At 74.7% G+C, this 12,296-nt stretch carries 13 protein-coding genes; 10 read left to right on the top strand and 3 right to left on the bottom strand.

Features of this window, described 5'->3' with window-relative positions:
- Positions 1-5: 5 nt before the first annotated feature.
- Positions 6-869: an alpha/beta fold hydrolase gene (locus tag ACI784_RS15955; protein WP_457014110.1), complete on the bottom strand. Its 864-nt coding sequence runs from the start codon at positions 867-869 to the stop codon at positions 6-8.
- A 67-nt stretch (positions 870-936) separates the two neighbouring features.
- On the opposite strand from ACI784_RS15955, the gene ACI784_RS15950 reads away from it, so the two are divergent.
- A complete protein-coding gene (locus ACI784_RS15950; RefSeq protein WP_457014109.1) occupies positions 937-1,140 on the top strand; it encodes a hypothetical protein in 204 nt (67 codons plus the stop codon).
- 142 nt (positions 1,141-1,282) lie between these two features.
- Complete coding sequence (locus tag ACI784_RS15945; RefSeq protein WP_457014108.1) at positions 1,283-1,519, top strand: hypothetical protein; 237 nt, start codon at positions 1,283-1,285, stop codon at positions 1,517-1,519.
- Between the two features lie 49 nt (positions 1,520-1,568).
- Here ACI784_RS15945 and ACI784_RS15940 read toward each other — a convergent pair whose 3' ends face one another.
- Both ACI784_RS15940 and ACI784_RS15935 read right to left on the bottom strand, forming a co-directional pair.
- Positions 1,569-1,787 (bottom strand): hypothetical protein, encoded by a 219-nt coding sequence (locus ACI784_RS15940; protein WP_457014107.1) that lies wholly within the window; start codon positions 1,785-1,787, stop codon positions 1,569-1,571.
- Positions 1,788-1,965: 178 nt separating this feature from the next.
- Positions 1,966-2,703, bottom strand: a complete 738-nt coding sequence (locus ACI784_RS15935) for a GntR family transcriptional regulator (RefSeq protein ID WP_456923988.1) — start codon at positions 2,701-2,703, stop codon at positions 1,966-1,968.
- A gap of 214 nt (positions 2,704-2,917) precedes the next feature.
- Here ACI784_RS15935 and iolC point away from each other — a divergent pair, with 214 nt between their 5' ends.
- The 8 genes from iolC to ACI784_RS15895 are packed head-to-tail and all read left to right on the top strand — an operon-like array spanning position 2,918 to position 12,140.
- Positions 2,918-3,889: a 5-dehydro-2-deoxygluconokinase gene (gene iolC / locus ACI784_RS15930; RefSeq protein ID WP_457014106.1), complete on the top strand. Its 972-nt coding sequence runs from the start codon at positions 2,918-2,920 to the stop codon at positions 3,887-3,889.
- On the top strand, positions 3,882-4,805 hold the full coding sequence (locus ACI784_RS15925) for a class I fructose-bisphosphate aldolase (RefSeq protein ID WP_456923986.1): 924 nt from the start codon (positions 3,882-3,884) through the stop codon (positions 4,803-4,805). The genes iolC and ACI784_RS15925 overlap by 8 nt, the downstream gene beginning before the upstream one ends.
- A gap of 12 nt (positions 4,806-4,817) precedes the next feature.
- Positions 4,818-5,729: a 5-deoxy-glucuronate isomerase gene (gene iolB / locus ACI784_RS15920; RefSeq protein WP_457014105.1), complete on the top strand. Its 912-nt coding sequence runs from the start codon at positions 4,818-4,820 to the stop codon at positions 5,727-5,729.
- Entirely contained in the window at positions 5,726-7,675 is a 1,950-nt protein-coding gene (gene iolD / locus ACI784_RS15915) for a 3D-(3,5/4)-trihydroxycyclohexane-1,2-dione acylhydrolase (decyclizing) (RefSeq protein WP_456923984.1), read from the top strand. The genes iolB and iolD overlap by 4 nt, the downstream gene beginning before the upstream one ends.
- A gap of 31 nt (positions 7,676-7,706) precedes the next feature.
- Positions 7,707-8,678, top strand: coding sequence for a sugar phosphate isomerase/epimerase family protein (locus tag ACI784_RS15910; RefSeq protein WP_457014104.1), 972 nt, complete (start codon positions 7,707-7,709; stop codon positions 8,676-8,678).
- Positions 8,675-9,763, top strand: a complete 1,089-nt coding sequence (locus ACI784_RS15905; protein WP_456923982.1) for a Gfo/Idh/MocA family protein — start codon at positions 8,675-8,677, stop codon at positions 9,761-9,763. The genes ACI784_RS15910 and ACI784_RS15905 overlap by 4 nt, the downstream gene beginning before the upstream one ends.
- Positions 9,760-10,635 carry a sugar phosphate isomerase/epimerase family protein gene (locus ACI784_RS15900; protein WP_456923981.1) on the top strand — a complete coding sequence of 292 codons (876 nt, stop codon included), beginning with the start codon at positions 9,760-9,762 and terminating at the stop codon, positions 10,633-10,635. The genes ACI784_RS15905 and ACI784_RS15900 overlap by 4 nt, the downstream gene beginning before the upstream one ends.
- An 11-nt stretch (positions 10,636-10,646) precedes the next feature.
- Complete coding sequence (locus tag ACI784_RS15895; RefSeq protein WP_456923980.1) at positions 10,647-12,140, top strand: CoA-acylating methylmalonate-semialdehyde dehydrogenase; 1,494 nt, start codon at positions 10,647-10,649, stop codon at positions 12,138-12,140.
- The last annotated feature ends 156 nt before the right edge of the window (positions 12,141-12,296 follow it).

The raw sequence follows: 12,296 nt of genomic DNA, 5'->3' as shown, positions 1-12,296 counted from the left end.
CCGGGTCACCCGCCGCCGGCGTCCACGGCGGCGGTGTGGCCGGCGATCAGCTCGGCCAGCGGCCCGACGACGGCGGCCGGCAGCGCGTGCCCCATCCCCGGCACGGTCACCAGCCGGGCCGAGCCGAGGACGGCGGCCAGGTGCGCGGCGTGCGGCGGCGGGTCGACCGGGTCCTCCGGCGCCTCGACGACCAGCGTGGGCACCCGGACGGCGGCCAGCTCCGCGCCCCGGTCGAGGCCGGACCGGTCGGCCAGCGCGTGCGCGACCGGGCCGCGCGCGGTGCCGCTGTGGGCGAGGACCCGCTCCTCCAGCGCGCGGAACTCCGCGGGGTCGAACGGCACGCCGCTCCCGTTGAGCAGCCGCCAGTGCTCCACCCGCCAGGCGAGCTCGGCCTCGGCGTCCCGCTCCTGCCCCATCGACGCCCAGTACGCGAGCACGTGCTCGGCGGGCCCGGGCAGGTCGCTCTCCCCCGCCAGGCCGGTGCCGAGCGCGCAGGTGCACAGGAGGGTGGCGCTGCGCAGCCGGCCGGGGGCGTCGAGCAGCAGCAGCTGGACGAGGATGCCGCCCATCGACATGCCGACCACGTGGGCCCGCTCGATGCCCAGGGCGTCGAGCACCCGGACGGCGTCGGTCGCGAGGTCCCGGATCGCGTAGGGCCGGGCGTCGAAGGCGCGGGTGGAGCGGCCGGTGTCGCGGTGGTCGTAGCGCACCACGCGGTGCTGCCGGGCCAGCCGGTCGACCAGCGCGTCGGGCCAGGTGAGTCCGCTGGCGTTGGCGCCCATGACCAGCAGCAGCGGGCTGGAGGCGGGGTCGCCGCGCTCGTCCGCCCAGAGCTCGAGGCCGTCGTCCACGGGGATGCGGTGTTCCACCCGCCCACCGTGACCCGCGGCCGGGCGCCGCGTCGACCGCTCCCGGCGGCCGGTCATGCTGGGCGTCATGACGAGCAGCGACCACGTGGCCGGCCGGGAGCAGGAGTCCATGCGGGCGCACGCCGTCCCCCGCGCCGACGCCGACGGCCCGCCGCCGTGGGTGGCGCTCTGCGGCACGCCGGTCGCCGTCGTCCAGGGCAGCTGGAGCGGGCGGCGGGGGCTGGGCTCCGACGACGTGTGCCCGCGGTGCCGGGAGCAGGCCCTGAGCTGACCCGGGCGCGGTTGCCGGTGCCGGCGGCCCGGGTGTCCACTGGCGGAGGCGCCCCGTGGTCGCCTCCGCCGAGCCTCACCGGTCCGCCGGGGCTCCGTCCGCAGGCCGAGGGAGGACGTCGATGCCGCGTCGGAGGACGGGAGTGCAGGAGGAGCTGCTCCGCCTGCTCCAGCCGCCGGTGCCCCGGCGGGCCGAGCTGCCCAGTGAGCGGGTGGCCCCCCGGCTGGCCGAGATCGGCGACGCCCTGGCCGGCCGCCCCGCCGACGAGGTGTTCGCCGCGCTGGCAGCCGCGGTGCGGGAGGTCGGCGCGACACCGGACCCGGCGGCGCTGCGGGAGTTCGCGACCCTGATCGAGGCCGGCGAGAACCCCTTCACGTGATGCGGCCGTGCCGGGTGCCCGCGCCCCGCGAGGGGCCGGGCGGCGGCGGTCAGGAGGCGCGGAACAGGTCCCGCTGCGCCTGGCGGCTCAGGATGTCGGCGGCCAGGCTCTCGCCGGCGCCGCGGCCGTCGAGGAGGGCGGCCAGCTCGTCGCGGTCGGCGACGGTGGCGTAGTCGGCGAGCTCCCGCTCGAGGGCGCGGAAGGTGCGGCCCAGCGACGAGCGGCGACCGAAGGCGGAGGGGCGCCCGAGGGCGACGGCGAGGGTCATGGTGGATCTCCGTACGAGGTGGGTGCGCGGCGTCCGGCCGCACTCCCATGTTCTGACATCCTGACTGGCAGATCTCGTTGCCGCGGTGTGAGAGTCCCCACCTCCCGTTGGCACATGTGGCCGGGGCCACCCCACCGGTGCCGCCCCGGCGTCCGCAACTCGTGCCGACGGAGACCCGTCAGCGGCCGACGAGCGTCGTCTCGAAGTCGTACCGGGAGGCGCGGTAGACGTGCCGGCCGTGCTCGATGGCCACGCCCTGGTCGTCGAACGCGGTGCGCGACATGGTGAGCAGCGCCGACCGCGGCGGCTCGTCCAGCAGCCGGGCCTCCTCGGCGCGGGCCAGCCGCGCACCGATCCGCTGGTGGGCGACCCGCAGGTGCACCCCCTGGGCGCGGAGGTACTGGTAGAGACCGCGCTCGGTGAGGTCCTCGATCGTCGGGTGGAAGCGGCCCGGCAGGTGGTTGGTCAGCAGCGCCAGCGGCTCCCCCCGGGAGCGGCGCAGCCGGCGCACCACGACGACGTCGTCGCCCTCGGCGACGTCCAGCTCCTCCGCGATGTCGGCCGGTGCGGGCAGCCGCTCCAGCGACAGGACCTCGGTGGTCGGCGCCTCCCCGGCCCGTGACAGGTCGTCGTAGAGGCTGGTGAGCTCCACGGAGCGGCGGACGTGCGGCTGGATCACCTGGGTGCCGACCCCGCGCTTGCGGACGAGCAGCCCCTTGTCCACCAGCTCCTGCACCGCGCGCCGCACCGTGGGGCGGGACAGCCCGTACCGCTGGGCCAGCAGGATCTCGTTCTCCAGCCGGGAGCCGGCCGGCAGGGCGCCGCCGGCGATGGCGCCCTCGATCGCCTGCGCCAGCTGGAAGTACAGCGGCGTGGGGCTGGAACGGTCGATGTCGAACGTGAGCACGGGTGCCACCGGTCCCTCCTCGGATCGGGCGCCGAGGGGATCCGGCCGGCCGCCCGCCTGCCCATGGTCGCACCTCCACCCCCCGCCCTGTCCTCACCTCGACGGGGCATGACGTCATCGCCACGTCCTGTTGCCCGTATGTCCTGACAAAGTATTGACAGTCGTGTGTGGCCCGGAGCACAGTTCTCGGGACACCGACCGACGACGCAGGGGATGGAGCGCCGTGGCAGACGCCCTCGACATGGTGGTGATGGGCCGCAGCGGGGTGGACGTCTATCCCCTGCAGGCCGGCGTCGGACTGGAGGACGTCGAGACCTTCGGCAAGTTCCTCGGGGGCAGCGCCGCCAACGTCGCGGTCGCGGCCGCGCGGCTGGGGCGCTCCACCGCCCTGGTCACCGGCGTCGGCGACGACCCCTTCGGACGGTTCGTCCGCCGCGCCCTGCGCGACCTCGGGGTGGACGACCGGTTCGTCGTCGTGGACCCCGAGCACCCCACCCCGGTCACCTTCTGCGAGATCTTCCCGCCCGACGACTTCCCCCTGTACTTCTACCGCCGGCCGACCGCCCCCGACCTGCAGCTGACACCTGCCGACCTCGACCGCGCCGCCATCCGGGACGCCGGGCTGTTCTGGGCGACGGTGACCGGCCTGTCGGAGGAGCCCAGCCGGTCGGCGCACCACGCTGCCTGGGAGGCCCGCGGGCGCCGCCGGCACACCGTGCTCGACCTGGACTACCGGCCCGTGTTCTGGGCCTCCCGCGAGGAGGCGACCGCGCAGGTCCGCGCCGCGCTCCCCCACGTCACCGTGGCCGTCGGCAACCGCGAGGAGTGCGAGGTCGCCGTCGGGGAGACCGACCCGGACCGGGCCGCGGACGCGCTGCTCGACGCCGGGGTGGAGCTGGCGATCGTCAAGCAGGGCCCGAAGGGTGTGCTCGGCAAGACGCGGTCCGAGCGGGTCGTCGTCCCGCCCACGCCGGTCGAGGTGGTCAACGGCCTCGGCGCCGGCGACGCGTTCGGCGGCTCCCTGGCCTCCGGGCTGCTCACGGGGCTGCCGCTGGAACGCATCCTCCGCAACGCCAACGCCGCCGGCGCGATCGTCGCCTCCCGGCTGGAGTGCTCCACCGCGATGCCGACCGCCGCCGAGGTGGAGACCCACGTCGCCGCCGCCCCGGCGGTCCTGGAGGGAACCCGTGTCTGACACCACCCTGTCCCCTCCCGACGTGCTGGGCCGCCGGGCGCCGTGCCGGAGCTACGCCGAGGTGACCGAGCTGCGCAGCCGCGACCCGGAGGCCATCCGCCGCGCACTGGCCGCCCGGTCCCGGCGGCCGGCGTTCCTGCCGGAGGACGGGCAGCTGATGCTGATCGCCGCCGACCACCCCGCCCGGGGGGCGCTCTCGGCGCAGGGCCGGCCGACGGCGATGAACAGCCGCACCGAGATGCTCGACCGGCTGCGCACCGCCCTGGCCCGGCCCGGCGTGGACGGGCTGCTGGCCACCGCCGACGTCGCCGAGGACCTCCTGCTCCTCGGGGCGCTGGAGGACAAGGTCGTCGTCGCCTCGATGAACCGCGGCGGGCTGGCCGGCGCCACGTTCGAGCTCGACGACCGGATGACCGGCTACGACGTGGCCGGCGTCGTCGAGGCCCGCTTCGACGCGGCCAAGATGCTCAACCGGATCGACCTGGACGACCCCGGGACCGTGGCCATGCTGGAGACCTCCGGCCGGGCGATCACCGAACTGGCCCGCGCCGGCGTCGTCGCGATGCTCGAGCCGTTCCTGTCCCGCCGGGTCGAGGGCCGGGTGACCAACGACCTGAGCCCCGACGCGGTCATCAAGTCCGTCCACATCGCCCAGGGCCTGGGCGCCACCTCCGCCTACACCTGGCTCAAGCTCCCGGTGGTGGCCGAGATGGAGCGGGTCATGGACGCCACGACGCTGCCCACCCTGCTGCTGGGCGGCGACCCCTCCCGCAGGCCCGAGGAGACCTACGCCGGCTGGCGGGCGGCCCTGGCCCTGCCGTCGGTGCGCGGGCTGGTCGTGGGCCGGACCCTGCTCTACCCGCCGGACGACGACGTGGCCGGCGCCGTCGACACCGCCGTCGCCCTCGTCCACTAGAAGGGCCAGCCGATGACCGCGACCACCCAGTCGCTGCACCTGCCCGCCGGCACCGCCGCCGCCGGCCCCTACGCCCTCGAGGTGACCCCCGAGTCCGCCGGCTGGGGACACTCCGGCCTCCGGGTGCTCGAGCTGCCCGCGGGCGGCCGGCACACCCTCGACACCGGCCCCGACGAGGTCGTCGTCGTCCCGCTGGAGGGCGGGCTGACCGTCGCGTGCGAGGGCGAGGTGCTGACCCTGGCCGGGCGCAGCAGCGTCTTCGCCGGGCCGACCGACTTCGCCTACCTGCCCCTGGGGGGAACCGCCGAGCTGTCCAGCCGGGACGGCGGGCGGTTCGCGCTCTGCAGCGCCCGGGCGCGGCGCCGGCTCCCGGTGCGGTACGGCCCGGCCGCCGGCGTCCCGGTCGAGCTGCGCGGCGCGGGCCGGTGCAGCCGGCAGGTCAACAACTTCGCCACCGCGGACGTGTTCGAGGCCGACGCGGTCATCGCCTGCGAGGTCATCACGCCGGGCGGCAACTGGTCGTCGTACCCGCCGCACAAGCACGACGAGAGCTCCGACGTGGAGAGCGAGCTCGAGGAGATCTACTACTTCGAGGTCGCCCCCGGGCCGCAGGGCCGGCCGGGCCTGGCCTACCACCGGGTCTACGGCACGCCGGAGCGGCCGATCGACGTCCTCGCCGAGGTCCGCGACCGCGACGTCGTCCTGGTGCCGCACGGCTGGCACGGGCCGTCGATCGCCGCCCCCGGCCACGACCTCTACTACCTCAACGTCATGGCCGGCCCCGGCCCCGAGCGGGCCTGGCGGATCGTCGACGACCCCGCGCACGCCTGGATCCGCGGCACCTGGGACGACGAGCCGGTCGACCCCCGCCTGCCCCTGCACTCCCCCGCCGGCACCGAGCAGAACGGAGCCCCCCGACCGTGAGCCAGTACCCGCCGCCGGCACGGACCGAGACCGTGCGCCTGACCGTGGCCCAGGCCGTCGTCCGCTTCCTGGCCAACCAGCACACCGAGCGCGACGGGCAGCGGCAGCGCCTGTTCGCCGGGTGCTTCGGCATCTTCGGCCACGGCAACGTCGCGGGCCTGGGCCAGGCGCTGCTGCAGGCCGAGATCGACGAGCCCGGCGCCCTGCCCTACGTGCTGGGCCGCAACGAGCAGGCCGTGGTGCACACCGCCGTCGCCTACGCCCGGGCCAGGGACCGGCTGCAGACGTGGGCGGTCTCCCCCAGCGTCGGCCCCGGCTCGACCAACATGCTCACCGGCGCGGCGCTGGCGACCATCAACCGGCTGCCGGTGCTGCTGCTGCCGGCGGACACCTTCGCCACCCGCTCGGCCGGCCCGCTGCTGCAGGAGCTCGAGCGTCCCGACAGCGGCGACGTGACCGTCAACGACGCCTTCCGCCCGGTGTCGCGCTACTTCGACCGCATCTGGCGGCCCGAGCAGCTGCCCGGCGCCCTGCTCGGCGCGATGCGGGTGCTCACCGACCCGGCCGAGACCGGCGCGGTCACCCTCTGCTTCCCGCAGGACGTGCAGGCCGAGGCGTTCGACTGGCCGGTGGAGCTGTTCGCCGAGCGCACCTGGCACGTGGGCCGGCCGCTGCCCGAGCGGGCCGCCCTGGCGCGGGCGGTCGAGGTGATCCGCTCCGCCCGCCGGCCGCTCCTCGTGGCCGGCGGCGGGGTCGTCTACTCCGACGCGACCGGGGCGCTGGACGCCCTCGCCTCGGCCACCGGCATCCCGGTCGGCCAGACCCAGGCCGGCAAGGGCGCGCTCCCCTACGACCACCCGCAGTCGGTCGGCGCGATCGGCTCCACCGGGACGACGGCGGCCAACGCGCTGGCCCGCGAGGCCGACGTCGTCATCGGGATCGGCACCCGCTACCAGGACTTCACCACCGCCTCGCACACCGCGTTCAACGACCCCGGCGTGCGGTTCGTGAACGTCAACGTCGCCGCGATGGACGCCGCCAAGCACGCCGGCGTGACCGTGCAGGCCGACGCCCGCGAGACGATCACCGCGCTGGCCGAGGCGCTGGCCGGCTGGTCGGTCGACGACGCGTACCGCGCGCGCACCGCGGAGCTGGCCGCCGCGTGGGAGGCCACCGTCGAGGCCGCCTACCACCCGGAGACCCCGAGCGCGGGCGAGGGCGGCCGGCTGACCCAGAACGAGGTCATCGGCGTGGTCAACGAGGTGTCCGGCCCCCGGGACGTCGTCGTGTGCGCCGCCGGCTCGATGCCCGGCGACCTGCACAAGATGTGGCGGGTCCGCGACCGCAAGGGCTACCACGTCGAGTACGGCTACTCCTGCATGGGCTACGAGATCCCCGGCGGCATCGGCGTCCGGATGGCCGACCCGGACCGCGACGTCTTCGTGATGGTCGGCGACGGCTCCTACCTGATGATGCCGACCGAGCTGGTCACCGCCGTCCAGGAGGGCGTGAAGATCATCGTCGTCCTGGTGCAGAACCACGGCTTCGCCTCGATCGGCGCGCTGTCGGAGTCGCTGGGCTCCCAGCGCTTCGGCACCCGCTACCGCTACCGATCGGCGTCCGGCCGGCTCGACGGCGACGTCCTGCCGGTCGACCTCGCCGCCAACGCCGCCAGCCTCGGCGTCGACGTCCTGGTCGCCCAGGACGGCCCGAGCCTGGAGGCGGCGCTGCGCAAGGCCAAGGCCGGCGACCGGGCCACCGTGGTGCACGTCGAGACCGACCCGCTGGTGGACGCGCCGTCCAGCGAGTCGTGGTGGGACGTCCCGGTCAGCGAGGTCGCCACGCTGCAGAGCACGCAGGACGCCCGCGCCGTCTACGACCGCTGGAAGTCGGTGCAGCGACCGGCCTACCTGACGCCGTCCGAGACCGGCACCCCCCAGCCCTGATCCACCCGCCCGCCCCCGGAGGAGAGAAGACATGACCGCGCAGCACCCCGCGGCTGGCCGCGCCCGGATCCGAGTGGGATCGGCGCCCGACTCGTGGGGCGTCTGGTTCCCGGACGACCCGGAGCAGGTGCCCTGGCAGCAGTTCCTCGACGAGGTCAGCGCCTGCGGCTACGAGTGGATCGAGCTGGGCCCCTACGGCTACCTGCCCACCGACCCCGAGCGGCTGTCCGACGAGCTGGGTTCCCGCGGCCTGCGGGTGTCGGCCGGCACGGTGTTCGAGCACCTGCACCGGCCGGACTCGTGGGACGCCGTCTGGGGCCAGGTCAAGGACGTCGCCGCGCTGACCGCGGCCATGGGGGGCACCCACGTCGTCGTCATCCCCGACACCTTCCGCGACCAGAAGACCGGCGCCGACGTGGAGTCCCGCCACCTCACCCCCGAGGCCTGGACGGCGAAGACCAGCGGCGTGACCCAGCTCGGCAGGGCGGTGCAGGAGGAGTACGGGCTGTCCATCGCCTTCCACCCGCACGCGGAGACCCACGTCGGGTACCAGGCCGACATCGAGCGGTTCCTCGCCGACACCGACCCGCGGTACGTGCCGCTGTGCCTGGACACCGGGCACGTCAGCTACTACCGGGGCGACAACCTGGACCTGATCCGCCGCTACCCGGAGCGGATCGGCTACCTGCACCTCAAGCAGGTCGACCCGGCCGTGATCGACCGCGTGCTGGCCGAGGACATCGTCTGGCCCGAGGCGGTGCGGATGGGGGCGATGACCGAACCGCCGGGCGGCGTGCCCGCGTACCCGCCGCTGTTCGAGGCGATCGAGGAGCTCGGCCTGGACGTCTTCGCGATCGTCGAGCACGACCTGTACCCCTGCGCGCCGGACGTGCCCCTCCCGATCGCCCAGCGCACCCACCGCTACATCGGCTCCTGCGGCTTCCCCTCGCTGGAGCTGGGCGCCCCGAAGAGCCGTCCGACCGTCGAGGAGACCCGGGCATGACCACCACCGAGACCGCCGCCGGCGTGCTGCCCGAGATGGCCGAGGTCCCCGCCGCCGAGCTGCGCGTCGCCGTGCTGGGCGTCGGCCTCATGGGCGCCGACCACGTGGCCCGCCTGCACAGCCGGATCTCCGGCGCACGGGTGACCGTCGTCAGCGACGCCTTCGCCGACAAGGCCGAGGAGGTCGCCGCGACCGTGCCCGGCTGCCGGGTGGTCGGCGACCCGCTGGCCGCGATCGCCGACCCCGAGGTCGACGCCGTCGTCATCGCGACCCCCGGCCAATTCCACCAGGAGCAGGTGCTGGCCTGCATCGAGCACGACAAGCCGGTGCTGTGCGAGAAGCCCCTGACGATGGACGCCGACAGCTCGCTGGCCGTCGCCCGCGCCGAGGACGCCTACGCCGAGCGGACCGGCCGGCGGCTGGTGCAGGTCGGCTTCATGCGGCGCTTCGACCCCGAGTACGCGCAGCTGCGGGCGCTCATCGGGTCCGGTGAGATCGGCGAGCCGCTGGTCGTGCACTGCGCGCACCGCAACGCCGCCGTCCACCCGCACTTCACCACCGAGATGATGATCACCGACTCGGTGGTGCACGAGGTCGACGTCACCCGCTTCCTGCTCGACGAGGAGATCGCGGCGGTCACCGTGCTGCAGCCCCGGGCCACCCGCCACGCGCGGGAGGGGCTGTCGGACCCGCTGCTGGTGCTGTTCGAGACCACCGGCGGCCGGGTCGTCGACGTCGAGTGCTTCGTCAGCACCGGCGTCGGCTACGAGGTGCGCACCGAGGTCGTCGCCGAGGACGGCAGCGCCACGATCGGGCTGGACCTCGGCCTGGTCCGGCACTCCGGCGGGTCCGGCGGCGCGGCCCGCGGCACCGCGATCGCCCCCGACTTCCGGGTGCGTTTCGGCCGGGCCTACGACATCGAGCTGCAGCGCTGGGTGGACGCCGCCCGCCGCGGCACGATCGACGGCCCCGGCGTCTGGGACGGCTACGCCGCCTCGGCCGTGTGCGCCGCCGGTGTCGAGGCGCTGCGCAGCGGACGGCGCACCGAGGTGCGGCTGGCCGCGCGGGAGGGCGGGGCGTCATGAGGATCGCCCTGGACCCGCAGATGCTGCGGGCCACGCCCCTGCTGGAGCTGCCCGACGTCGTCGCCTCGATGGGCTACGAGTGGATGGAGCTCTCGCCGCGCGAGGACTTCGTGCCGTTCTTCAAGCACCCGCGGGTCGACCTCGCCACGGTCCGGGCGTTCCGCTCGAGGCTCTCCTCCGCCGGCGTCGGCGTCACCTCCGTGCTGCCGGTGATGCGCTGGTCGGGCCCCGGGGAGGTGGAGCGGCAGGCGGCGGTGCGGTACTGGCGCCGGGCCATCGAGATCTGCGTCGAGCTCGGCGTGGACACGATGAACTCGGAGTTCAACGGCCGCCCGGAGGCACCCGAGCTCGCCGAGGCGATGTTCTGGCGGTCGATGGAGGACCTGCTGCCGGTGTTCGAGCGGGAGGGCGTGAAACTGGCCCTCGAGCCGCACCCGGACGACTTCATCGAGCTCGGGCACCCGGCCGTGGACATGGTCCGCGGCATCGACAGCCCGAACGTCTCCTTCCTGTACTGCCTGCCGCACACCTTCCACCAGGGCGACGACGCGGCCGGGATCATCGCGCACGCCGGCGACCTGCTCACCCACGTGCACGTCGCCGACTCGATGGACCACACCGCCTCCGACGGGCTGCGCTACATCACCAACCCGCCGGGCAACCCGATCCGCGTCCACCAGCACATGGAGATCGGCCGCGGGGACGTCGACTTCGACGCCGCGTTCGCCGCCCTGGCCGGCGCCGGCTTCGACGGCGTCCTCACCACCTGCGTCTTCGGCTGGGACGACCAGGCCCGCGAGTCCGGCACCCGGATGCTCGCCGCCATCCGCGAGCTGGTGACCAAGCACTTCCCCGACAGCACCCTTCCCTGAGAGGCAGCACCATGCCCCAGCACATCCCCCACTGGATCGACGGCGCCCGCCGCGACGGCGCCGGCGGCCGCACCGGCGAGGTGACCGACTCCGCGACCGGCGAGGTCACCGGCGCGGTCGCGCTCGCCGACGTCGCCGAGGTCGACGCCGCCGTCGCCGCGGCCACCGCCGCCTTCCCCGGCTGGCGCGACACCTCGCTGGCCAAGCGCACCGCCGTCCTCTTCCGCTTCCGGGAGCTGCTCAACGCCCGCAAGCCGGAGCTGGCCGCGATCATCACCGCCGAGCACGGCAAGGTCCTCGACGACGCCCTCGGCGAGGTCTCCCGCGGCCAGGAGGTCGTCGAGTACGCCTGCGGCGTGCCCTCGCTGGTCCGCGGCGGGTTCACCGAGAACGCCTCGACCGGCGTCGACGTGCACTCCATCCGCCAGCCGCTGGGCCCGGTGGCGATCATCAGCCCGTTCAACTTCCCGGCGATGGTCCCGATGTGGTTCTTCCCCATCGCGATCGCCACCGGCAACACCGTCGTCCTCAAGCCCAGCGAGCAGGACCCGTCGGCGGCGCTGTGGATGGCCGAGCTGTGGCAGGAGGCCGGGCTGCCCGACGGCGTGTTCAACGTCGTCCAGGGCGACAAGGTCGCCGTCGACCGGCTGCTGGAGCACCCCGACGTCAAGTCGGTGTCCTTCGTCGGGTCCACCGCGATCGCCCGCTACGTGTACGAGACCGGCACGAGGCACGGCAAGCGCGTGCAGGCCCTCGGCGGGGCGAAGAACCACATGGTCGTGCTGCCCGACGCCGACCTCGACCTCGCCGCCGACCAGGCCGTCAACTCCGGGTTCGGCTCGGCCGGCGAGCGGTGCATGGCCATCAGCGCGGTGCTCGCCGTGGGCGGCATCGGCGACGACCTGGTCGCCCGGATCGCCGAGCGCACCCACACCCTGCGCACCGGCGACGGCCGCAAGGGCTGCGACATGGGCCCGCTGATCAGCCGGAGGCACCGCGACCGGGTGGCGTCCTACGTCGACGCCGGCGAGGAGCAGGGCGCGAAGATCGTCGTCGACGGCCGCCGAGTGCAGCCCGACGGCGGGGAGGACGGGTTCTGGCTCGGCCCCACCCTGGTCGACCACGTCGAGCCGCACATGAGCGTCTACACCGACGAGATCTTCGGCCCGGTGCTGTCGGTGCTGCGGGTGGACACCTACGAGCACGCCGTCGAGCTGATCAACCGCAACGAGTACGGCAACGGCACCGCCATCTTCACCAACGACGGCGGCGCGGCCCGGCGGTTCCAGAACGAGGTCGAGGTCGGGATGATCGGCATCAACGTCCCCATCCCGGTGCCGATGGCCTACTACTCCTTCGGCGGGTGGAAGAACAGCCTCTTCGGCGACTCCCACGCGCACGGCGCCGAGGGCGTGCACTTCTTCACCCGCGGCAAGGTCGTGACCAGCCGGTGGCTCGACCCCAGCCACGGCGGCCTGAACCTGGGCTTCCCGCAGAACGCCTGAGAGAGGACCTCCCTGCCCCCCGCCATGGAAGGACCCCGTCCCCCTCATCCCTCGCACGCTCGGGACGAGCCTCTGGACGGGGCCGGCGGCGGGCCCCTGCGGGGAGGCCGTGATCGACCGGCGCCGGCGAGACACGTCTCCGCCGGCGCCGGTCCC

Source organism: Geodermatophilus sp. SYSU D01186 (assembly GCF_054050215.1).
This window is presented reverse-complemented; position numbering and strand designations above follow the sequence as displayed.

Coding starts and splice junctions, on each gene's coding strand:
- ACI784_RS15950 (WP_457014109.1), top strand. CDS start 937: ATGACGAGCAGCGACCACGTGGCCGGCCGGGAGCAGGAGTCCATGCGG.
- ACI784_RS15900 (WP_456923981.1), top strand. CDS start 9,760: ATGAGGATCGCCCTGGACCCGCAGATGCTGCGGGCCACGCCCCTGCTG.
- ACI784_RS15910 (WP_457014104.1), top strand. CDS start 7,707: ATGACCGCGCAGCACCCCGCGGCTGGCCGCGCCCGGATCCGAGTGGGA.
- ACI784_RS15895 (WP_456923980.1), top strand. CDS start 10,647: ATGCCCCAGCACATCCCCCACTGGATCGACGGCGCCCGCCGCGACGGC.
- iolB (WP_457014105.1), top strand. CDS start 4,818: ATGACCGCGACCACCCAGTCGCTGCACCTGCCCGCCGGCACCGCCGCC.
- ACI784_RS15905 (WP_456923982.1), top strand. CDS start 8,675: ATGACCACCACCGAGACCGCCGCCGGCGTGCTGCCCGAGATGGCCGAG.
- ACI784_RS15940 (WP_457014107.1), bottom strand. CDS start 1,787: ATGACCCTCGCCGTCGCCCTCGGGCGCCCCTCCGCCTTCGGTCGCCGC.